The sequence below is a fragment of the Anaeromassilibacillus sp. 1001302B_160321_C8 genome, from assembly GCF_015554745.1.
Lineage (GTDB): Bacteria > Bacillota > Clostridia > Oscillospirales > Acutalibacteraceae > Anaeromassilibacillus > Anaeromassilibacillus stercoravium.
Genome location: NZ_JADNJD010000014.1, coordinates 1 through 24,035, shown reverse-complemented (window position 1 = coordinate 24,035; position 24,035 = coordinate 1). Strand labels below are relative to the sequence as shown.

Annotated in this window: 15 protein-coding genes; 3 read left to right on the top strand and 12 right to left on the bottom strand. The window is 53.9% G+C overall.

Features of this window, described 5'->3' with window-relative positions:
- Positions 1–224: 224 nt before the first annotated feature.
- From I2E77_RS09940 to I2E77_RS09920, 5 genes are all read right to left on the bottom strand, one after another.
- Positions 225–6,320, bottom strand: coding sequence for a carboxylesterase family protein (locus tag I2E77_RS09940; protein WP_195451154.1), 6,096 nt, complete (start codon positions 6,318–6,320; stop codon positions 225–227).
- 231 nt (positions 6,321–6,551) lie between these two features.
- Entirely contained in the window at positions 6,552–8,048 is a 1,497-nt protein-coding gene (locus I2E77_RS09935; protein ID WP_172749569.1) for an ABC transporter substrate-binding protein, read from the bottom strand.
- A 491-nt stretch (positions 8,049–8,539) separates the two neighbouring features.
- A complete protein-coding gene (gene galE, locus I2E77_RS09930) occupies positions 8,540–9,541 on the bottom strand; it encodes a UDP-glucose 4-epimerase GalE (protein WP_087231067.1) in 1,002 nt (333 codons plus the stop codon).
- A gap of 175 nt (positions 9,542–9,716) precedes the next feature.
- Positions 9,717–10,697 (bottom strand): galactose-1-phosphate uridylyltransferase, encoded by a 981-nt coding sequence (gene galT / locus I2E77_RS09925; protein ID WP_191405419.1) that lies wholly within the window; start codon positions 10,695–10,697, stop codon positions 9,717–9,719.
- A 50-nt stretch (positions 10,698–10,747) separates the two neighbouring features.
- On the bottom strand, positions 10,748–12,034 hold the full coding sequence (locus tag I2E77_RS09920) for a galactokinase (RefSeq protein WP_195451153.1): 1,287 nt from the start codon (positions 12,032–12,034) through the stop codon (positions 10,748–10,750).
- A gap of 470 nt (positions 12,035–12,504) precedes the next feature.
- Between I2E77_RS09920 and I2E77_RS09915 the strand changes: the two genes are divergently transcribed.
- The 3 genes from I2E77_RS09915 to I2E77_RS09905 are packed head-to-tail and all read left to right on the top strand — an operon-like array spanning position 12,505 to position 15,807.
- Entirely contained in the window at positions 12,505–14,217 is a 1,713-nt protein-coding gene (locus I2E77_RS09915) for a sensor histidine kinase (protein WP_195451152.1), read from the top strand.
- Positions 14,195–14,560 (top strand): response regulator, encoded by a 366-nt coding sequence (locus tag I2E77_RS09910; protein ID WP_195451151.1) that lies wholly within the window; start codon positions 14,195–14,197, stop codon positions 14,558–14,560. Before I2E77_RS09915 ends, I2E77_RS09910 begins: the two co-directional genes overlap by 23 nt.
- Positions 14,479–15,807: a helix-turn-helix transcriptional regulator gene (locus tag I2E77_RS09905; RefSeq protein ID WP_195451150.1), complete on the top strand. Its 1,329-nt coding sequence runs from the start codon at positions 14,479–14,481 to the stop codon at positions 15,805–15,807. Before I2E77_RS09910 ends, I2E77_RS09905 begins: the two co-directional genes overlap by 82 nt.
- 184 nt (positions 15,808–15,991) lie before the next feature.
- Here I2E77_RS09905 and I2E77_RS09900 read toward each other — a convergent pair whose 3' ends face one another.
- From I2E77_RS09900 to I2E77_RS09870, 7 genes are all read right to left on the bottom strand, one after another.
- Positions 15,992–17,053, bottom strand: coding sequence for a galactose ABC transporter substrate-binding protein (locus I2E77_RS09900; RefSeq protein ID WP_330608923.1), 1,062 nt, complete (start codon positions 17,051–17,053; stop codon positions 15,992–15,994).
- A gap of 24 nt (positions 17,054–17,077) precedes the next feature.
- Positions 17,078–18,049 carry a substrate-binding domain-containing protein gene (locus I2E77_RS09895; protein WP_195451149.1) on the bottom strand — a complete coding sequence of 324 codons (972 nt, stop codon included), beginning with the start codon at positions 18,047–18,049 and terminating at the stop codon, positions 17,078–17,080.
- Positions 18,050–18,209: 160 nt separating this feature from the next.
- Entirely contained in the window at positions 18,210–19,991 is a 1,782-nt protein-coding gene (locus I2E77_RS09890) for a sensor histidine kinase (RefSeq protein ID WP_191521486.1), read from the bottom strand.
- Positions 19,992–20,045: 54 nt separating this feature from the next.
- Complete coding sequence (locus I2E77_RS09885) at positions 20,046–21,698, bottom strand: response regulator transcription factor (protein ID WP_191521487.1); 1,653 nt, start codon at positions 21,696–21,698, stop codon at positions 20,046–20,048.
- A gap of 61 nt (positions 21,699–21,759) precedes the next feature.
- Complete coding sequence (locus I2E77_RS09880; protein WP_191441901.1) at positions 21,760–21,942, bottom strand: hypothetical protein; 183 nt, start codon at positions 21,940–21,942, stop codon at positions 21,760–21,762.
- Positions 21,943–22,282: 340 nt separating this feature from the next.
- Positions 22,283–23,494 (bottom strand): galactose/methyl galactoside ABC transporter permease MglC, encoded by a 1,212-nt coding sequence (gene mglC / locus I2E77_RS09875; protein ID WP_191441904.1) that lies wholly within the window; start codon positions 23,492–23,494, stop codon positions 22,283–22,285.
- A 112-nt stretch (positions 23,495–23,606) separates the two neighbouring features.
- Positions 23,607–24,035: ATP-binding cassette domain-containing protein (locus I2E77_RS09870; protein WP_195451148.1), on the bottom strand; the 429-nt coding region annotated here is incomplete at its 5' end.

The following is a 24,035-nucleotide window of genomic DNA, read 5'->3' as shown; positions in this document are numbered from 1 at the left end:
GCAATAGGGGGCATACGGTCTGCTCTTTAACCGCACGCCCCCTACAGCTTCATTATATAATGGGTTTAAGGAAGATGAAAAAGAAAAGGGTTAAGCACTTTTATCGAAGAGATTCTGCTTCCCTGGTTGCCGCCCGGCTCCCCGGGCGGCCCCAAGAGAAAAGCAGCTTTGCTGGGCAGAAGATTTCTGTTGCCCATCAACCGCGCCCAGCCTAGAAAAGTCGTTTACGCTGCAATGGTTACTACGCAATGCTGCTGTGCGGTCTGTCCCGGAAGCGTCGTGTAAACGCCGGTGGACTCGCCGACATTGCCGATTGCCCAAATGCGGAAGTAGTAGTCATTGCCGATCTGCGCAACATACTGGGTCTTGAACACGCTGCCGTTGCCCACGGTGAAGAGAGGCAGGATATTGCTGCCGTTGACCAACGTCATCTTGAAGCAATACGCCTGGCCCTGGCGGACAGTAAACGGAAGCGTCGTATCGGAACGCACATATGGTGTAAGTGTAGAAGTACCCGTGCCCGGCGTTACCACGCTGGTTCCATCACCGGTGTTGCCGTCTCTCACAGGGACATAAACCGTGGTAGAACCGCCACCGGAAGAAGAACTGCTTCTCGGCACAAGTGCCATGATCGCATCGTTGATCGCCTTCACTGCGGCGTCTACTGTGGGCTGCGTTGCGGTGGACGGCAGGGCCTTTGCGGCTGCGACTGCCTCTTCCAGGGCTGCCCAAGAATCGCTGGTGTACTTGCTTTCGGAGCGGGACTCCGCATCCTGGATTGCTGCATTCAGCTCATCGAAGTTTGCATCCAGGATCTGATACGGATAGTAAACAATGTTTGCTCTGCCATAGGAAGCATAGCTGGCTTCTCTTCTGAAATAGACGGTCGGCTCGATGCTGCCGTCGATGATGCCTTCTGCGCAGTTCATCAGGTCGTCGAGATATTCCTCTGTGAACGGTTCGAGGTTCTCATCGTGGCCCGTGCGCAGCGTTACCTGGCGGCCGTTGACCTTGTCGATGAAGTGCTGCAGGGACTTGGTATAGGTCTGGATCGAGCACATGCCGATCTGCATCCACAGGTCGCCGGAACCAACAGCGTCGCCGGTGAATACATCATCGCCATAGAACAGGACGATGGAGCCTGCGGTATGGCCGGGAACTGCGACAACTTCGAGGTTCTCGCCGTTGCCGATGTCGATCTTGTCGCCATCCTTCACGATGGATACCTTGCCGGCATCTTCGCCCATCTTCCGGATGATTGCATCTTTGTCGCCCTCTGCGACATAGACATTCTTCACCTGATCCTTGCCGACAAAGTCGTCCAAGCATCCAATGTGGTCGCCATGGTTGTGCGTCAAAACAACGTCGATATTGGCGTCTTTGTTTACCAAAACATTGTTGACAATGTAATCGAAGAGATCGCCCGCGCCCATGCCGGTATCGATCACGGTCGCGCCATCCTGGTTTTCAATGACCCAGATCTGGCCGAGTTCATAGTCGCGCACAACGGTCAGGCCCGGCTTGATGGTCTCCTGGGTGTATCCCAAGGACGGGTTCTGGGTGTGGTCCGCCGAACGGCTCCGCGACTGCTGGAACAACCAGTTGTACGGCGTGCCGTTGCGGTCGCTATATACCTTCTGCCAAACCTGATGCGGGTCCGGCGTTGTGGAGCCAGCGCTGTACTCTTCGTACTTGATGCACGGGCTGCCAACTGCTCTCAGGGCTTCCACGACCTTGCGGGTATTTTCCACCGGAACGGTGCTGTCGTCCGCATTGTGGAAGGTCCAGATTGCCATATTCTTAATCTTTTCAAACGCTGCGTTGTTGTTTGCATAGTAGCTGTCGTCCACGCCGCCACACATCGGCATTGCCGCTGCAAAGACCTCCGGATGATCGAGGATGATCTTCCAAGTGCCATAGCCGCCCATGGACAAGCCCTGGATGTAGATGCGGTCGGTATCGATGGTGTCCGCATGCGCTGCGATGAATTCATCGAGCATCTGCATGACGAGCGCCTCGTTGTCCTCCTGGACCCAGCCTTCCGCCATGCTCGGGCACTGCGGTGCCAGCACATAGCACGGATTCATATCTACGCGGTCCGCCCAAACAACAGCGCCCTTGTTTGCGATGATGTGGGAGATGTTGTTGTCGCCGGATTCGCCTGCGCCATGCAGGAAGATCACGACCGGGTACTTGCCGTTGGCATCCTTGCCAGCGGAGCGGATCGGGTCATAATAGCGGTACGGGATGGTCTTGCTAGCTTCGTTTGTAACCTCTGCCGCCTGGAAATCGTCCACGGTCAGGTTCGTAACCGAGCTGCTCGCATAGGTCCCGCCTGCTGCTACAGTCTCGCCGTTAGCCAGCTCAACGGTGCCCACCTGGGTAACCTGATAATCCAGGTCGAACATAAAGGTCTGGAATGCGTTGTAATCAAAGTAGCTGGTGCCTGCGGTTGCATCCGTCGGGTCGAGGGAGATGATGACCTTGTTGCCATCCACCTGGACGCCGGTGATGGTCCGCATGCCAACATTGTTAAAGGTTGCATTGTCTGCGTTCTGTTCTGCGCGCACCTGATAGGTTGCCGCGGAGACAGAATCCGGGTTCACGTCGTCCGGATAGGTGACGACTGCTTCGATGACCTTCTGGCCGTCGTCCATAACCTTCGTTACGATCTCAACTTCGCAGGTATCGGTGACCTTTGCCGGATCGTAAACGATGGAAGCGGTGCCATAAGTTGCCACCTTCGCATCGCGGACATTGCCGCGGAGGTACTGCGTGCCCTCGATGGAGCCGTCCACAATGCCCTGTGCACATGCGAGGATGTCGCGGACATACTGGTCGGTCATCGTGCCGCGGTACTGGGTGTGGCCGCCGTAGACCGTCAGGTCGCGGTCGCCGATGGCATCGTTGAGATGCTGCAAAGAGCCTACGTAGTCTTCAATGGAGCACATGCCGATCTGCATCCAGACATAGCCGGATCCGATGGCGTCGCCGGTGAAGAGTTTGTCTTCGATCATGTAGCCGACGGAACCAGCCGTATGGCCAACAATGTCGATGACCTGGAAAGACTTATCGCCGAACGGGATCTTATCACCGTCGTTGACTGCTGTGAGCTTCTCGGTGCTGACGTTCTGGCGTTGCAGCATGGATTTCACCGTGGCTTCGTCCGCCGCGCCGATGTAGATGTGCTCCACATCCGCTTTGTCTGCGAACTGGTATGCCTGGGCGGTGTGGTCGCCATGGCTGTGGGTGAGCAGGACGTCGATCGTCGTTACGCTCTCAGGCAGGATGCCCTTCAAAGCGCCATACAGGTCGCCCTGGCCCATGCCGGTGTCGATCAGGACGGCGCGGTCGCCGTTGACCATCACATACATCGGATCGACGTCATAGTCCCAGATTCCCTGCACGCCGTCGCCGTAATCTTTCACGGTGTAGAGGGTCTTCAGCGGAGCGTCCGCATTGTGGTTTCTCGACGTATTCTGCTCGAACAGCCAGTTGTAGATCTCCTGATCCTCATACACGGCTTCCCAGCTGTGATGCGGGTTCGGGGTGATGGAGCCCGGCAGATACTTGTAATACTTCACGGAATTGTTGCCGTGGGCCTGCAAAGCAGCGACTGCGTCGTCAGAGCCCTGGATATTGACGGAGGAATCGTCCTCTGCATGGGCTACCCAAATCGGGAGGTTCGCCAATGCGTCGAATGCTGCGCCGTCGTTTGCATAGAATTCGGTCGGCACACGGCCGCAGATCGGGATGGCCGCTGCGAATTTATCCGGATGGCTGAGGATCATATTCCAAGTGCCGATGCCGCCCATGGACAGGCCCTGGATATAAATGCGGCTCTCGTCCACCTGCGGATGCGCTGCGATGAATTCATCGAGCATCTGCAGGACCAACGCCTCGTTGTCCTCGCTGATCCAGCCTTCCCGTGCGGACGGGCACTGCGGGGCCAGGACATAAACGGGGTTCTCTGCTACGCGGTCGGGTTCTACCCAAGCAACCGCGCCCTTGTTTGCAATGATTTGAGAGAGGTTGTTGCTGCCGGATTCGCCGCTGCCATGCAGGAACAGGATCAGCGGATACTCGCCGTCAGCGCTCACGCCATTGACCTCGATCGGGTCGTAATAGCGGTAGTTAAGGGTCTTGCCAGCCTCGTTCGTAGCGCTTCCAACCTGGAAATCGTCCACGATGCGGTTGGTGATCGCGGTGTCTTCGTATTTTGCCGGCTCTACAACGCCGTCCGCCGTCTCAATTTCGCCCTTCTGGGTGATGAGATAGGAGACGTCGTATGCATTTGTGGTCCCGCTGTAGAAGCTGGTGACCGCGGCTGCATCATCTGTATCGAATTTCAGCGTCACAACATTGCCGTTGACATCGATATCGGTGATGGTCCGGTAGCCGTCCATATCGTTGGAACCGTCGCCATAGGTGAGGGTTGCCTTGACCTTGAAGTCGTCCTTGGAAACGCTGTCCGCGTCGACGGCGCTGTCATAGGTCAGGTTGGCTTCCACGACACGCTGGCCCTGCGGGATGACTTCCGTAACGAGTTCCACCGGGATGTCGCCGTAAGGGATGTTATAGGACATCTGCAGGTCGTCCTCGGTCAGCCCGAAGGAATCCAGGTTTGCCGCCATCATCATGCGGTCGCGCGCCGGGTAATCCGTCTTTGTTGTGCAGACCGCTGCAACGCCGTCCTCTACGTCCTTGAAGTGCATGAATGCGCCGTCCGTGTCAGAGGTGCACTCTTCCCAATTCGGGAGGCCTTCGCCGTTCGGGTCGCCGGTCTTGACAAAGTTTGCCCAATAGGTGGACATGATGTCGCCCAGCTCATGGTCTGCGTCCGTCCAGTTGCGCTGGCCTTCGATGTCGTCGCGCATGGAGTTGAACATGAACCACAGCTCGCTGGAGTGGAAGGAACCGTAGAAATCTTCATCGCGGTTGCCGACCGTCTCCGGATCGTGCGGCGCCAAATCGTGATCGAAATAGTACACATAGGCGCTATGGTCTTCGTTATGCGTCTTACCGTATTCTGCGGAGATGCGGTATTTCGCCAAGCTGCTGTCGCTGGTGGAGCGCAGGTTCATGCGATAGGCCTGCGTCTCGTTCATCGGGTTGTAAGCAGCACGGTTATAAAGCTCGCCATACTGCCGTTCCATTCTCTGATGGAACGCATCAATGTCCATCGTACCGTCCGGCGTGCCGGACAGGGAGGTGTACTCATCCGCTGTGCCGCCGATCATGATGTCGATGCCGTCGAGTGCGCCTTCGCTGGTCAGGTCAACGGATTCCTCTGTAAATACATAGCCGTCCATTGCATTGCTGCCAGCTGCTCTCTTCAATGCATTATAAATGTCGTCCTCCATGAACGCGGATGCATCCATTTCGCGGAGCTCTTCCAGGGTGATGCCTTCGCCAAAGGCTTCTTCAATGGCAGTCTGGCATCCTTCTTCCTTGGATTCCAGGGACGTGTAGCTTCCCGGAGCTGCATATCCGCCGAAGCCGCTCTGGATGATTGCGCGATGGAAGAGGCCGTCCGTCATATCCGTGGACAACAGCGCCGTCACAGACATTGCGCCAGCGGACTGTCCGCAGATCGTTACGTTATCCGGGTCGCCGCCAAAGCCTTCGATGTTTTCGTTGACCCACTCCAGCGCCTTGATCTGGTCCAGGGTGCCGTAGTTGCCGGAAACGCCGTTTTCGCTTTCCTCGCTCAGCTCGGGCAGGGCCAGGAAGCCAAACAGGTTCACACGGTACTGGATGCACACCACGATGATGCCCTGCGCCGCCAGTTTGGAGGCGTTGAACTCCATCTCGGAGGCGTGGCCATGGTCATAGCCGCCGCCGTGGATCCAAACCATAACCGGGAGCAGCTCGTCTTCCGCACGCTCCGGTGCATAGACGTTCAAATACAGGCAATCTTCACTGATTTCCGGATTATAAGCTTCATCAAAATAGAACTCGTCCCCCCAGAACTCGCCAACGGGGTTCAAGTCTTCCGGCTGCATTGCCTGGTTGCCCCATTTGTCGCAAACGCGCACGCCGTCCCACGTCTCCGTGAGATCCTGCGGGGCTTTCCAACGCAGCTCCCCTACCGGGGGCTGTGCAAACGGGACACCTTTATAAACGGTGACGCCCTCTGTATCCGAGGGGACGCCCTGGATGTCGCCGTTCTCATGGCCGCCACTGCTGATCGTGACGATGCCGGGCTCTACGGTTTCCGATGCACTGCTCGCCGTAGCTGCAAATGCGCTGGTGCATGTGCCGAGCAGCATCGTGAATGTGAGAACCAGCGCCAAAATGGATCGATGGATCTTTTTCATTCTGCTTTTCTCTCCTTTTCCAAAAATGTGAACTGCTAATAAACGGCCGCGCGTCTCTTCTGCATGGGCATCCCTCCATTTCCTAAAAAAGTGTGTAGAAAAGAAAGCCTGTCAAAGATTTGCTTTTGACAAGCATTGGTGCGCGTATGCAATTCTATCGTAAACGGGCCTATGGCCCAATATCACCTGTGTTTATGCAAAAAGGTTTCCAGGCATCTGGTTCGCACATGCCTACCGGCCTTGTGCCGCCAACCATCGGTCAAGCTGCCTTTGTTTCTCCTGGATGATCTTATCGATCCCGGCCGCTTTCAATTCCTGGTTCATACGTGGCAATACGACAGATGGGTCCAGGGAACCGCATTCCAATGCGTTGCGGTATGCGTCCAGCACCCCATTGCAAGCGCTTACTTCCCCCAGTACATCCCTATTGTCCCACACAAACCCGCGCGCTGGAGAAGGATGTGCTTCCCGGTTAAACGCTTCCACCTGCTGCCAGACATCCGGCGGGTCCTCCTGCCAGACATTCACAATCAGCTCGTTTGGCCAAGACCACGTCATAAAGCTATAAAAGAGGCTTGCATCGTCCCTGTTTTCGGGAAACCCTATGATTTTTTGCTCGCGGTCAAGCACTTGATAGGTCTTCCCCTCGATGCCATAGGTGAGAAGGTTTGCCAGCTCCGGGTTGGTGTACATCTCATTGAGCACCTTCACCGCCTTGTCGGGCCGTTCGCTCGTAGAGCCGATACTCCACATCGAAGAAACCAAAGTGGTTTCGCTATATGCCGGGACAATTTCAAAAATCCCGATCTCATATCCAACATTCCGGGTGGCTTCCCCATATTTATCGGGCTTTACATTGGCGAAATGCCCAAAGCCTTTCCCTGCCCGCATCATAGAAAACTCGTCCACAGTGTTGGCGGCGCCGTCGGGCATCATCAAGCCTTTCTTCGCCCAATCCCACTGCAGTTCAACCATTTCCCGGTAAGAATCCGTCTCAAACAGATTGACCACCTCGGTGGAATCAGAGAAACTGTCCTCCAATACACCCAGGTCGTCGCCCAGGCGGTCGTAAGCCAAGGGCAGGCGGGCCAGCCCTGAACTGGTGACCACTGGATACATCCCTGGATAAGCATCCCGGACTTTGATCAGCAAGTCCTCCAGATCCTGCATCGTTTGGAGATCCTCCTCATAGACGCCCAACGCCTCTGCGAGATCCTTCCGATAGATAAAGCCACGCCCCGTAGCCTTTTCCCGGTTGATCGGTACGCCACAGATCATCCCATTCACGGTGACACATTGCCAATCCTCCGGAGGGATTTCCTCCTGGATCTCCGGGCCGCACAGGGACAAATAGTCGTTCAGTGGGGTGACCAACCCGTAATTGACCATCACAGAAACGCCCATTTCAAACGTTGGGAACAGGTCAACCTTTTTTCCCGTAGAAACCGCCAATTTCACTTGCTGGAGGCAGCTCTCTTCCAACCCCTGGTAATGAATGCTAATTTGCGCCCCGCAAGAATCCCGGATAATGGCATTCGCGCGGGCCTCGATCTCCTTCCGAAGGGGTTCTGAGGCGCGTCCCAGTGCATACACGTCCACTGTGTAAAGGCCGCTGGGATCACTCTCTGGAGCGGCTTGCTCCGTCCCGGTGGTTCCACCGTTACAGGCAACCAGCTGGAGAAGAAAAAAGCCCGTAAGCAGAACCGACAACCATTTTGCCCGTTTCATGTGACGCCCCTTCCTTTCCTTTGCCGCAGAGCGGCGCACGAAAACGCTATAAGGATTTTCCTCTTGGAATGTCCGGCTAAGGCGCCGTTTGCTTTGGGAATCTTCCCCTTTGTCCATTTGGCCTTTATTATTCACTGTGTGTATATTGTACTCCGTTGATCTTTTCGTTTCTGCCAAAATCCCGACCTCCATTATCAAAAAACCGACGACTTTTCTATATTCTTCTATGCATGAAACAAAGATTATCAAAAATCCGACCTGACACTATCAGGAATCTGACTTTCACACCCTTCTATTATACTACAAAACAGGCTGATCCCCATCCTTTTCCCACCTTTTCGCGGACCTTGCCCAAACAGGGGCCACCCCATCCCCTTTTCCAGCCCTTGCAGGCACAAAACGGGGGCGGCTATTGTTTAACGGCCCATTGCAATAAAAAAGGTACGCCGCGGACTTCCGCAGCGTACCCCACTGATGAATGTATTGTTTCGTTATTTCTGGTTCTTTGTGAAGTTCCAGGAATCGCGGCACATGTCGTCCAAGGTATACTTGGCCTCCCAGCCGAGCTCTTCCTTGGCCTTTGTTGCATCCGCATAGCACTCGGCAATGTCGCCCGGGCGGCGCGGCGCAATCTTGTAGTTGATCTTCACGCCGGAAGCCTTCTCGAATGCTTTCACAACATCCAGCACCGAGCTGCCCTTGCCGGTGCCCAGGTTGTAAACCTCAGCGCCCTGGATGCTGTCCAGCTTCTGCAACGCCTTGATGTGGCCCACAGCCAGATCGCACACGTGGATATAATCGCGCACGCCGGTCCCATCCGGGGTCGGATAGTCGTCGCCATAGACGGAGAGGCAAGGCAGTTTGCCGGCAGCCACGCGGGCGATATACGGCATCAGGTTGTTCGGGATGCCATTCGGGTTTTCACCGATCAGGCCGGACGGATGCGCGCCGATCGGGTTGAAGTAGCGCAGCAAAGCGACCTTCAGATCCTTATCCGCAACGCAGACGTCCTTCAGGATCTGCTCAATGAAATACTTGGTCGTGCCGTACGGGTTCGTGGTGCCGCCCGCGGGCATATCCTCCTTAAACGGCACCTTATTGTTCATGCCGTAGACCGTTGCGGAGGAGCTGAAGACGATCTTCTTTACATTGTATTTGCGCATGAGGTCGAGCAGGTGCAGGGTGCCCGTGATGTTGTTGTGATAATACTCCAGCGGCTTCTGGACGGATTCGCCCACCGCCTTGAGGCCCGCAAAGTGGATCACGGCATCGATCTTGTTCTCTTTGAAGATCTTCTCAAAGTTGTCGTAATCGAGCATGTCGCACTCGTAGATCGGGAAGGTCTTGCCCGTGATCTTCTCCACGGCGCGCAGGGCGTCCGGAGAGGAGTTCACATAGTTATCCATCACGATGATATCAAATCCATTGTTGAGCAGCTCCACACAGGTGTGGGAACCGATAAACCCGGCGCCGCCGGTCACCAGTACGGTCATAATCAATCATCCTTTCCAGTATCCGGCCGTCACCGCACGCCCAGCGCACCGCGCGCCGGACAGCAACCGCCGGTCATTTCTATTCGTTCCAGGTATGCAGGCCCCAAAACACCGCCCGCTTACCTGTGTGTGCGCAGGGGTCCATTTCCGCCGGGCTTTCCGGCGCGAGAACCTCTTATTCGCCCTTCTTGCTCTCCATGAACTTTGCGTAAGCGGCGCGCAGTTCCTTGGAGGTCTCCTCCGGGCAGGTCGGGTTGCAGTGCGCCCATGCGCCGGTTTCGCTGGAAGCGTTGAACTTCTGCTTGTCTGCGCTGCGCATCGGCGGGAAGAACTCGATGTGGAAGTGGAAGTCCTTGGAGTAGTCGCCCGAGTTGACCGGCGCATTGTGCATGCACATCATGTACGGGAAGCGATAGTCAAACAGGCTGTCAAGCATCCCGACGGTGTCGCGGATGGTGACGCCCAGGGTGTACTTCTCCTCTTCGGTCAGGTCGGTGATATACTGCACATGGCGGTTTGCCATGATGTAAACACCGTAAGGATACTCGCAATAGAACGGAAGGTACACGGTAAAGTGCTCGTTCTGGAAAATAATGCGCTTTTGGGCCTCGAGCTCATTCTTCAGCGTATCGCAGAAGAGGCAGTTTCCGGTCTTCTCGTAATATTCCTTTGCAGACGCGGTCTCCAGCTGCAGCTTCTTCGGGATGAACGAGTAGCCGTACATCTGGCCGTGCGGATGGGGCATGGTGACGCCCACCACTTCGCCGCGGTTCTCAAAGGGGAAGACGTACTTGATCTTCTCGTCGGAGCGCATCACATTGAACCGCTCGCACCAGAGGTCCACCAGCTTCTTCATGTGGTCGTAGGACAGCTCCGGCATGGTCACCGTATGGCCGGGGGAATACAGAATTACTTCGCATTTGCCATAGGACGGCTTTACTTTGAAGAAATCGTTTGCAATCCCCTCGTCCGGCTCCGGCGGGTTCTGGGAAAGCGCCGGGAAGTCGTTGTCATACTCCAGCACCTCATAGTCCGGCACATTGCCGAAGCTGGGGCAAAACGGGCAGTAGTCCTTGGGCATCTGGGGGCGTCCCTGCCGGTTGGACGCAATCATCACCCAGTCTTGAATCAATGGATGCCATCTCAATTCCGCCATGATAAATTTCCTCCTATATCCCTATGTAAAATTTGGTACAAAATGATGTATTACAGGATGCGCGTGCCGCCGACCGGACGGATGCGCAGGTTGTGGCAGCTTCCCTCGCCGGTGACCGCTTCCATCGCCTTGACGAATTCCGGCAGGTAGTCCACCGGGACAAAGGTCTGCACGGTGCCGGCAAAGCCGCCGCCGTGTACGCGGTAAGCGCCGCCGCGCTTCTCCAGCAGGCGCTGTGCCAGCGCCAGGACGATCGAAACACCCTGCTGCTGCGGGTGGCCGGCCGAGAACACGTTTTGCAGATACATATAGCTGGAATAGCCGGATTCAACGACCAGCTTCTTAAAGGCGTCAAAGTCGTTTGCCTTGAGCGCCGCCGCCTCGTCGAGCACGCGGGCGTTCTCCGCAAAGAAATGCATGGCGCGCAGCACGCAGCGGTCGCCCATCTTCTGGCGGAGCGCCGCAATGTTGGCATAGAACTCTTCTTCGTCCACCTCGCGCAGGACTTCCTTGCCGAAGAAGGCCGCGACCTCCTTCATCTCCGCCGGGACCGCCGCATAATCCGGCGTCAGGTCGGAGTGGCTGCCCTTGGTGTCGATGATGCAGAGCGCATAGCCGCACTTCGTGAAATCAAAGTCGACCTTCTGGGCCTCCGGGTGATCCTTATCCTGGAAATCGATCTGTACAAATCCGCCCACGGAGCTGGCTGCCTGGTCCATCAGGCCGCACGGCTTGCCAAAATACACGTTTTCCGCATACTGGCCGATCTGGGCGATGGAGAGCGCGCTCTCTTTGCCTCCGCAGAACAGCTCGTTTACGATGGTCCCCACCAGCACCTCGAAGGCGGCGGAAGAGGACAGGCCGGAGCCGGTCAACACATTGGAGGTCGTGTATGCGTCAAAGCCGCCGACCGTATAGCCCAGCTGCTGGTAACGCGCGCAGATGCCGCGGATCAGGGCGCGGGACGTGTTCACCTCGGAGGGGTTGACGTCCTGGTTCTTCGCGTCGATCTCATCCCCCCGGTGGCCTTCGGACTTGATGCGCACCTTGGTGTCCGGGTTCTGGGAAACAATGGCGATAACGTCCAAATTGACGCTGGCCGCCAACACGCGGCCGCGCTGATGGTCCGTATGGTTGCCGCCGATTTCCGTACGCCCAGGCGCGCTGAAGATGGAAATGTGGCGGTCTGCGCCATAGAGCCCTTCGAACGACTCGATGGCCTTTATGAATCTCTCGCGGTAGCCGGCGACGTCCGCCGTGCTGCACGCATAGATGTAGGCCAGCTTCTCATCCAGGCCGCCGCTGGAGATCAGGGTTTTGACTTCTGCTGAAAGCATGATTGGTACCTCCCGTTTTTCCTATGTTTTTTCCAGAGCGGAACATCCTTTCCGCCGTCCGGTTTTGTTCCTTTGTCTTGTTTTCATTGTATCCCCATTGGGGCACACAGACAAGGGCAATCCGTATCAATTTTATGGATATTTGATGCAGGGATCTAAAATTTTCCTGCCCTGCGCCCAAAGCGCGTGCTAAAATAGGCGCTTTCCCTCCAAAAAATCGCATTTATTAAATTATACCATATTTTATAAAGATTACCACTGCTTTTTAGAAAACATCCGGCGCAGGTTTGCATCCCATCCATTCCGCCAAGAACGCCCCATGAATCTATCCGTATTTTTATCTGTACTTTTTCCCCACATTTTTTTGTGTATAATGCGATAAATCCGTCAAGAACTTGCTTCACTATCGATTTCATTATAAAATAGTACTTAGAACCGTTCCCAAACTATACAGAAACGGCGTGTGCGCTATGAACACTCACATTTCTTCCAAAAAGCAAATCCTCCAGGTATTGATGCTCTTCGTCGTGCCGTTGGTCCTCTTCCTGACCGGCTACAATTTTTATACCATGCGCGCGATGAACGAACGCGTTGCGGAAAGCAACCGCAGCGCTGTTTACCTATATGAAAGCTCCCTGGAGAAGGACCTCCAGGATATCGACCTATTCCTCGCCAACCTCGTGGTGGGCGACACCAATTTTCAAAGGCTGCACAGTGAAATGGAGCCCGTGGAAGCGCACCTTTGCGCCAAACAAATCGTGGACCGCTATCAGGAGCTGATCTCCACAAAACAGATCATCGGGGGGATGTTCCTATTTACCGAGCCAAACGGCCTTTACCGGGAGATATACGGCGGGGCATATTCGTATTCGCTTAAGGAACAGATGCTCACGTATTTTGAACAGCTCACCCAATCCGGTTCGATCGACCGCAGCCGTTGGCAGGTCCTGTCCTTGGATGGGCAGGCATTTTTGTACCGCGTACTGGGCACCAACGGCGTCTATTCGATCTGCGCCGTGGATCTCGACATGCTGTTGGCCCCGCAGGACTCTACCGACCCATCCAGCGGCGTGCTTCTCTACACAGGGCCGGATGGAACGCTGCTGACCTCAGTGGAATGGGCGCAGGGGGCAAACATCCAAATACAGTACACCGACGACGCCTTTTACCTGACGGGCGCAGGCAAGTATCTCGCTGTACAGGACTATTCCGATGTGGCGGGGGTCTGGTTTGTCTATCTAACGCCCTACCAGAATTTGTTCCACCAGATGGACTTCCTCCTTTTGTTCCTGATGTCCGCCGTCCTCCTGATTCTGCTCCTGGTCTGTTGCTATATCTTAAAGGGCCTGTTCCTAAAACCGATGGAACATCTGGTCCAGACCATGAACGCCATCAAAAGCGGCGACCTAGATGCAAAGATGGAGACCAACTACCGTGTAATGGAGTTCCAGCAGATGAGCGATACCTTCAACGGGATGATGGAGGAAATCAAATCGCTGAAAATCTCCGCTTACGAAAAAGAACTGGAATTGCAGCAGGCGCAGCTGCAATATTTGCAGATTCAGATCCGCCCCCACTTTTTCCTGAACTGCTTGAAAAATCTCTACGCATTGGCACAGGAGCAGCAATATGACCGGATTCAACGGATGATCCTGGCCCTGTCCGACTACCTGCGCTATCTGTTTTCCAACAATATGACGTTTGTCCCCCTACAGGATGAATTGCGCAGCGTCAAGCGCTACCTGCTGCTTGAGCAGATGAGCGCTTCCTGCCCGCCTGTCTGTGAAATCGACGCGGACGAACGTCTTTTAGACTTCCAGGTCCCTCCCATGTCGATCCTGACCTTTGTCGAAAACTCGGTGAAACATGCCTCCCTTCCCGGGGAAGCCCTTTCCATCTATATCAAGGTCATGGAGCTAAAAACCGAAGATGCCCAATACATCAATATCTCGATCTCCGACAACGGCAGCGGCTTCCCCCCGGAAACCCTGGAAAAACTCAACCGTGCGGAAAAAATCGAGTACACCGGGCAACACGTGGGGATTCTCAATGTAAAGCACCGCTTTGCGCTGCTTTACCAGGGAAAGAGCATCTTCTCCTTTAGCAACCTGAAAAAAGGGTCCCGGATTGAACTATTTATTCCAGAAGAGGGTGGAAACGATGACCGTTCTTGTAGTCGATGATCAAACCAATGTGGTCAGCGGGATTATTTCCGGGGTCCATTGGAGCGATATCGGGGTGTCGAAGGTCCTGCCGGCCTACAATGCCTTCGAAGCAAAGCAGGTTCTCTCCACAGAGAAAATCGACATTATGCTCTGCGACATTGAAATGCCGGTGGAAAGCGGCCTTGACCTATTCCGCTGGGTCCGGAAGCAAGGGCTAGATACCGAATGCATCTTCTTGACCGCCCACGCCGACTTTTTTATGCAAAAGAGGCAGTCCGCTTGGGCGGGTTCGACTATATCCTCCAGCCTGCCCGGTATGAGGACATCCAGGCTTCCGTCCTGCGGGCCGTCCAAAAAGTAAAAAACCGCCGGGAGCAGCAAGAATATTATTCCTATGGCAAGATGATGTACCGCCGGCGGGACGTCCTACTGGAGGGGTTGCTTAAAGGATGGTATATTGGCGAGGATGTCCAGCTCGCTTCGATTTTGGAGGATTTCGAAAAGCTGGAATGCCCGATCCGCGCGGACACGCCCATCTATTTCGTTTTGATCCAACTGCTCCGCTGGAATAGTCAGGACGGCATTTGGAACCGCGACCTGCTAAAATATGCCTTTTCGAATATCTTATCGGAACTTTTCGCCCAATACGGCCAAAAAATCCTCCTGGTGCAGTTGGACCGTGCCTCCTTGGCGTTTCTCTCTTATTCCGATGAATCCGTTTTTATGGATGAATCCGCCCTGCGCCGGCAGCTTACCGCATTTACAGAGGTGTGCCAAGCCCATTTCCATTGCGAAGTAGCCTGCTATTCCGGGCCTCGCCTGTCTCCCCCTGAATTGACTGCGCGCACCAGGGAACTTTTCCGCCTGCGGAACCGGAATGTGGCCCTCGCCAGCGGGGTGTTCTTTCCAAACGAATCGCTGGAGGCCCCGCAAAAACATGTGGACCCTCCCAGCCTGAAACGTTGGGAAAGCCTTTTGGGAAGCGGTTACGCGTCCCTTGCCTGCGACGAGGCCCAAGCCTATTTGGACCACCTCGCCCAGTCCGGCGCGCTGGACGCAGAGAATCTGCAACTTTTTTATCAATCCGTGCTCCAGATGCTTTGCAATGCGGCGGAAACAGCCTCCGTCCCACCGGGGGAATTCCTGCCAGAACAAAAACTATTCCAGCGTTCCTTGAACACCTACCTGACGATTGACGATGTAAAAAACTGGATGTCGCATGCTTTCCGCGCATTCCAGGCGGACGCCCACCCCAAAAAAGACACCAAAAGCCAGATGGAGCAGATCGTCCAATATATCCAGAACCATATCGAGCGGGATGTCCGGCGCACCGAGATCGCAGAAGAATTCTATCTGAATCCGGACTACCTCTCGCGCCTTTTTAAAAAGGAGATGGGGGTCCAGCTCAAAGATTTTATTGTGGCAGAAAAGATGAAGGTGGCGCAAAACCTCCTGCGGACCACTGCGCTCCCGGTCAGCATGGTTGCAGCAAAAGTTGGCTATACAAATTTCTCCCATTTTTCCCAGGTCTATAAAAAGATGATCGGCCGTTCCCCCGCGGAAGACCGTGCCTCCCAAACGGAAAAGCCCAGCGATTTTTCTGTCTAAAATGGTCGCTACAAAACCTCCAAGCGATGTTGCCCTTTGGGAGAGGACTAAAAAAACAGCCCTGGGCTTTTCCCCAGGGCTGAGAGGCCCGCGGCAATGGAACTGTGCCCCTCTTGTTATCCAGTATATCAATACCGTCTAACAAATGGGGGTCAGTTTCTAAAAGCCGCGGGCCTCTTTGCGTTCATTCCGATTGGGTGAGATAAGCGATCTCCTGCCCTACATTTTCTTTCGTAACAATCCGATGGGGCGCCCGCACATATTGGCCGTTCATCCCTTCTACCACTTGCTGGGGGTCGCTGCCTTCCGTGAGCGCACAGGCAATATCCAGCATGGCCTGTGCCTGGAGCTGTGCATCGTTGACCACAGAACCGAGCATTTCCCCATTCTGGATCGCCTCCAGAGCGGCAAGCGTCCCGTCAACCCCCACTACGACCGGTCCATTTTCAAGCATATCCTGCGCTTTCAAGGCGTCAATCGCGCCGAGGGCCATGTCGTCGTTGTTGCTGAGCACCACTTCGATTTCATCACCAAATTGGCCGAGCCAGGAGGTCATCTTTGCCGTACCGAGGGAACGCTGCCAGTTGGCTGTATCGTTAGCCAGCTTTTCCATCTGTACGCCGCCGGCCGTGATCGTTTTCACCGAATATTCGGTGCGGATCAGGGAATCCTGATGTGCTTGTTCCCCTTCCAGCATCACATATTGCAGCTTTCCATCCCCGTTTTTATCGATCCCCGCGTCTTTTTTAAGCGCATTCAAGATGATCTGGCCCTGCATGATCCCGGATTCTTTCGCATCCGTCCCCACGTAATACGCCCGGTCCCACATGCGGATATCCTCTTCCACCGGCTCCCGGTTGAAAAATACCACCGGGATATCCGCCCGTTTCGCCTTATCGATGATGACCGCCGCAACGGTGCGGTCCACCATATTCACACAGATGACATCGTACGAACGGGAGATGAAATTATCCACCTGGTCGTTTTGGTTGGATTGGCTGTTTTTTCCGTCCGCAATATTCAGGATGATCTTTTTGCCTGTCTCGCTCTCCATTTGTTTCGAAACCCTCTCCAGGTCATCGCATAGGGCTGTGATAAACGTATCGTCGCTGCGGTAGGTTGCCACGCCGATCCGGACGGTTTCGATCTGTTGTTCTGGGTTGTTGGTTTCGCAGGAAGCGGAGAGCGCAAGGCATGCCACCCCCAATAGCGCACACAGTGCCCTTTTTACAAGTCGCTGTATCACGGTATCACCCCTTTCTTCGGCCGCTTAACGGACAAATGGGAAGAGCAGCCTTTGATTTTCTGGAGAATACATATCCGCAGAATTAACAATGGCAAAATTGATGGTGGCGCTCTCAGCCTCGTTCCCCTGGATCTGGTCGACCGCCGCCTTCACGCCCAAATAGCCGATATTGAACTCATTTTGCACACCGATGGATGTGATGACTTTCTCCTCCAAGTAGGAGACAACCTGGTTTGTCCTCCCTACCCCATAAATATCCACCGTGGTCACGCCGGGTGGGCTGAGCTCTTTTTCGGCCCGGGCCACAGCTTCCAGCGTAGCGCCATCTAACGCCACCGCCTTGTTGACGTCCTGTCGTTGCAAAAGCGTTTTTGCCGTCTCATAGGCCTGCGTTGGATCGTCCGGGATCTCCCAAAAGCTCAATTCCATCCCATATTGTTGCAACACTTCCAACACGCCCTGGTAGCGCTCCTTCACACTGGAGCAGGAAAGGCTGTTTTGTAAAATCGCGACTTTGGTGCCTTTGCCCCCGCCGGCAAGGATTTCCTCCCCCAGCGCCTGCCCAAGGCTGACATTGTCGCAGCCAATATAGGGGAGTGTCTCCATCCCCGCCACCGTGGATTCGATCGCGACGACCGGCACATGTTTTTGGGCCTCCTCAATAGGGGCGCGCAGGTCTTCCGAATTGGCCGGCGCAATCAGCACCGCATCCGCGCCATTCTGCACTTCCCGGTTCAGGAGGGAGATCTGCTCGGACGCATCATTCTCACTAGAAAGATAGATCGGCGTAATCTCTACATTCAGGTCGTTTGCCGCCTGTTCAATCCCCTGTTCAATGGTGCTCCAGCGTTCTGTCTTTTTTCCGCGGGCAATAAAGGAAATCTGAATCGTCTCGTCCTGTTTGGGGCTCCAAACACTATCGCCGGACAACCGCACCAGGGAGACGCCCAACAATAAAAAAACAATTGCGACCACCAATATTTTTTTCTTACTCATGAAAAACCTCCAGCACGGCCCACGCCGGGATGTTTTTTCCACAATCCTTCCGGCAAGTGTTGAAAACCCTTCCCCTGGCGGGACGGCGCGTCCCCCGGACCTTTGGGCTTTGCCTGCGCACCGGGCCGTTCTTCTGCAGTCCATCCAAAGGGACCGCTTTTTAGGTGACCGGCAAATGGATGCGGGCTGTCGTCCCTTCGTCCGGCTCACTGTAAAGGGAGAGGCCGTAGTCGGCGCCGAAATAGAGCTGGATGCGCTCTTGCACATTTTTAAGCCCGATCCCAGACCCCTTCCCGCGCACCTTCCCTGTATCCTCAGTCAGCAAGGCGTCGGCCTGTTCTTGCGGCATGCCGAGCCCATTGTCCACCACGTCAATATACAAGTCTTTGCCCTTTCGGTATGCGCGGATGTGGATTTCGCCATCCCCATCCATAAACTCCATCCCATGGTAGATGGCGTTCTCCACCAACGGCTGTACAATCAATTTGATGGTCTGGCAGCTGAGTGTCTCCGGCTCTGCGGTGATGTCGTAGGAAAACTTATTTTTATAGCGGATCTTTTGGATCGTCAGGTAATTGCGCACATGTTCCAGTTCGTCCGCCACGGTGATAATATTTTTCCCCTTGGACAGGCTGATCCGGAACAGCTTCGCCAAAGCGGTAACCATCTGGATTGCGCCCTCATACCTTTCGTTTTCCACCATCCAGACAATGGAATCCAAGGTATTGTAGAGGAAATGCGGGTTGATCTGCGATTGCAGGGCGTCCATTTCACTCTTGCGCTTGCTCTCTTGCTCTGCCACCACATCGTCCATCAGCTTCCGCATCTGCTCCGCCATGGACCGGATCGCCTTGCCTAAGTGCTGGATCTCGTACGACCCTTTGATGCTAATATGGGCACCCAAATTCCCCTTTTCCAACTCTTTGACGGAACTCTCCAAGGATTTGATGGGATTTGCAATCCTTTGGGAAAGGAACATATTCACCGAAATCAAAAGAAAGATGGCAAAACAGACAAAGAACATCGAAAACATCTGGAATTGGCTATAGTCGTTCGTAATGTCCGACATGGGCACCACGCCGACAATGCGCCAGCCCGTATACCCGACCGTTTTAACGGTCACCAGGCGCTGCTGGCCTTCAAACGTCTCTGTGTGGGTGCCGTCTTCATATTCCGCAGCCTGCCGATTATTTTCATGGAGCAAGTCGGAGTAAATCAACTGCTGGCGCGGGTGATAAATAATCTCGCCGTTGGAATCGATGAGATACAAATATCCCGATTCCCCCAGGTCAACATTTTTGCAGATCTGTTCAATGCCGCTGAAATTCATATCCACCAGCAGCACGCCGTGCACGATGGAGCCGCTGCGCGTAAGTTCAATGGAACGGCTGAGGGACACCACCCAGTTGTAGCGGTTGTCGGAATTTATAAACAAATTCTGCACATGCGGGGTGGAAAAATGCAAATTTTCGATCCGTTCGTTTGCGTCCACAAACCAGCTTTGGCTCTTTGGGTCCACCGTCGCCTTCAGCTGGGAGAGCGGCTCCGCTGCAACCACTTCGCCGTTGTCCGTAAAGACCGCCACGCTCACCAAAAGATCCCGGTTCGTCTCATAGAGCAGCCCCATATCTTTGGTGAGGCTTTCCATATCTGTATCGATATCGACATTTTTGATCACGCGGTAATACATCGAATCCGAAACGCGCATCATATTGTGCAGGTAATTATCCAAGTTCAAATTGACCTGGTTCAACATGCGGCGGTTGTCATCCGAAATCATTTGCTCGTTGGAGTTGACAAAGCGTGCAGACAGGATCACCGCCACCAGGATCATTCCGGTCACTGCCACCAAGGTAAAGGTGATCGAAATGGTAAACTGGAGGCTGCGTTTTTTAAAGGCATGTTTGATTTTTTGCGTGAGATATCTCAGGCGTCTCAGCATCACAATCCTCCAAAAGGTATGCAGCTCGCAGCCTAGCCCTTCCAAATGCGCCGCTTATTCCAAGCGGCCCTTGTCCACATCCTCTCTCACAGGCGGAGCAGACTGGCGGTATTTGGACGGGGAGACCCCGAAGCGCTTTTTAAAAACATAACTAAAGTAATTTGGCTCCGTATAACCCACTTTCCCTGCAATTACATAAGTCTTATCATCCGTTGTATTCAGCAAATTCAACGCATTCTGGAGGCGGACTTCGGTTAGGTAGGAGACAAAGCTCATCTCCGTCTCCCGTTTAAATACGGTGGAGAAATACGCGGGACTCACATGCAAAACCGCACAGAGCTTTTCCACGGAAATCTCCGGGTCCATATAATGTTCTTCAATATACTGCTTGGCATTGCGCGCCAGAAGCTTTGTAGAATCCAGCCGTTCCCGCTTCACCTGCGCGCTGATCCGGATACAGCTTTCGATCAGCCATTGACGGATCTTGGAGGGCGAATGGGAAAAAATCGTTGCAAAATAATTAAACTCCTCGCCAAACACCTCATCTGTGTTGAGTTCATATGTGCGCACCACACGCAACAGGGCTGTCACCAATTCAACCAAATAGACCTGGTATTGCGCCACCGGGATCAGCTGTGACTCAAAGTGGGAAAACATCTCGTTGATCACCTTGGTGATCTCCTCTTCCCCACCCAGCTTAATTGCATTGATAAGCGCGCGCTCCTCCTGCTCGCCAAACTGCAACTGCACGGACGTATCCGGTTCCACATCCTTGATATAGATGGCGCGCCCTTCGCCCATAATGGCGCTGTAATCCCTGGCGCTTTGTGCCTCCTGATACGAGCGGCTGATCTCATTGAGGTTGGTGCAAAGCCCCCCAATGCCGGCGGAGATATCCCCGCCCCAGATGCGCCCTGCGCTCTTGCAAACTTCGTTCAATCCAGTGATCAAAGCCGCAACGCTATTTTCCCCTTGGAAATCGGCTAGGATAACCACGTTATCCATATAAAGGAAACTGGTAAAATGGCAGAAACGCCCCAACATTTCCTCCACGGTCTTTGCCACGGAAAGCGGGACCAACTCTTGTGCGCTGCGCAGCGGGCCAACATTGTCCAATGCTTGGGATGTGCCGCCCTCGGCGTGGACCAGCGCAACCGCCCAATATTTCGCATCCAATTTCAGTTGGAACATCCCCGCCTGTGCCTGTACCCGCTGCCGGGGTACACGCCCTTCCAGCAGGCCGACCAGGAATTGCTCCCGCAAAACGGGCAGGCTTTCCTCATAATTGCGCCGCAATTTTTCAATATCGCGTTGGTCCGCAAGCTCTTGATCGAGCTGGCTTTTCAACTTTTTGAGCGTCTGCGTAAGCTCCTGTGCATTGACCGGCTTGAGCAGATACTCTGTAACATTCAATTTGATGGCCTTCTGTGCATATTCGAAATCATCAAACCCAGAAAAAATAATCATTTTTACAGAAGGCATCTTTTCTGCAATATGCTCGCACAGCTGCAAGCCATCCATAAACGACATCTTGATATCGGTCATAATCACATCCGGGTGCAGATGCTCGGCCAATTCCAACGCTTCCACACCATTTTCCGCACTGCCGACTACTTCATATCCCAAAGCATTCCAATCGATCTTGCGGATGATTCCTTCACGAATCTCCTCCTCATCATCCACCACAATTACACGATATTGTCCCATAGGAAACTCCTTTATTGATTTTCAACCAGCGGTCTTTCCTGTAGCATTTCGCAAATTTTGCTTAAAAAACGGCAATTTTTCCATCTATTTGATCGGTGTTTAAATTTATTGTACCATTCTTACACAAATTACGCAATACTTTCCGTTTCATCAGCACTCCTGCCATCATTGCCGCATGGGCAGGCACTTTGAAATTCACTTCCATAGGATATCCCTTTGGAACGGCCACTTGGCTTATAAACAAAAATTGTATTCCTTTATTTTAACAGATTCTTTGCCATTCTGCTTCAAATTTGGAAAATTTCCTCCCCTAAAGCCATTATTTTTTGCCAAATGCCCTCTGGAGCCCGCGGTATAACCCCATGTCCCTTCTTACAGCTGTACAAAGTTTTGCCCATATCCCCTCTTTTGCCCGGCCATATAGGAACTGCGGACCGCCTCCCGGCTTTTCCTCCCGCTATAAGGCCCGTTCCATATGGGAAATGCATGCAAATCCACTTTCAAGGGCCCCCCAAAATGCCAACCATAAAACAAAAAGCCTGTTCCGGCAAAGCCGGAACAGGCTTGAATTTTCGTAATATAAATTACTTTCTTCTGTACTTGGACAGGTCGATTGCAACAGCGATGGCGATGATGATGCCCTTGATCACCTGCTGCCACATCGGGCTGACGCCGATGAACTGCAAGCCATACTGGATAACGGTGAAGATCAACACGCCGCTGATGATGCCGCCAACGGTACCGATACCGCCGTTCAACGACACACCGCCGACCACGCAAGCTGCGATTGCGTCGAGCTCGTAGCCGTCGCCGTAGTTGTTCGTTGCACCAGCCGTTCTAGCTGCTTCCAGAACGCCGCCAACACCATACATGAAGGAAGCGAGGATGAAGATGCCCATGATGGTCTTGAATACGTTAACACCGGAAACAACAGCTGCTTCACGGTTGCCGCCGATTGCATAAACGTTCTTACCAAAGACCGTCTTATTCAATACGAACCAGATAGCAATGGTGAACACAACGGCGATCGGAACCAAAACAGAAATTCTACCAAACAGCTTGGTCTGGCCGATTGCGGAGAAGTCCGGACGGATACCGCCGATCGGCTGGGAGCTGTTCGGAGGCATATCGAAATACAGGGAACATGCACCGTAGATCATAACCTGGACAGCCAAAGTTGCGATGAAGGGGTGCATGTCATACTTTGCCACCAGGAACCCGTTCAAAGTACCAAACAGCATGCAGGCGATGATTGCCACAATAATCGGCAGGAATACCGGCAGCTGCGGAAGATCCGGATAGAACCGGTTCGCATAGGTAGCCGTCTGCAACATGGAGGTGGAAACAACTGCCGCCAAGCCGACCATACGGCCTGCGGACAGGTCGGTACCTGCAATCAACAGGGTGAAGCAGATGCCCAATGCAATAATCATTCTCGTGGAGGACTGCGTCAAGATGTCCAAGAGAACCTGAATCTGCATGAAACGGGGCTCAATGAAGCAGATAACAACAACCAGTGCCAGCAATGCCAGCATAATGGCGTTATTCGTCAAGAAATTCTTTGCCGATCTAGCAGAAAAAGATACTTCCGGATGAAGGCGCTGCCCTCTTGTCATTTGTACGATACCATATACAATTGCGATTACGCCAATGCCAAGGACGAACCACGGCAAGTCAAAGGTCTTGCTTGCATCCAATGCAAAATTGAAAATGACTCCCAGGATCGCAAGTACTACGCCTACAATGACGAAGGCCACTGCATACTGTTTGCGAGGGACTGTCTTTTCTCCTTGCATACCCATTTACCTCACTTTCTTTTATTATACATCTGCGTTTCGCGCGACGAAACCAACAGATATATGGCGGATTCGGAAATCCAAAACCGTGCCATGCCGGCCGCCGGTTTCTTTACATAAACTTGGTAGCCAGACGCATAACCGAAACGGAGTCCGCCTCTTCGCGGTCCAGGAAGCCCGTCACACGGCCTTCGCACATGACCATTACGCGGTCCGCCATGCCCAGCAATTCCGGCATCTCAGAGGAGATCATGATGATCGACTTGCCTTCCTTGATCAGGTCATGCATGATCGTGTAGATCTCGTATTTCGCACCGACGTCGATGCCGCGCGTCGGTTCATCCAGGATCAGGATATCCGGATGCGTCAAGAGCCACCGCGCAATCAGAACCTTCTGCTGGTTACCACCGGACAGGTTCTGCATCAATTCCTTCATGCTCGGCGTCTTGGTGTGCATGCTCTCGTTGGATTCCTTTGCCGCCTTAAAGCGCTTGCCTTCCTGCAAGACGCCGTGCTTTGCAAAACTCCTCTGCGCCGCAAT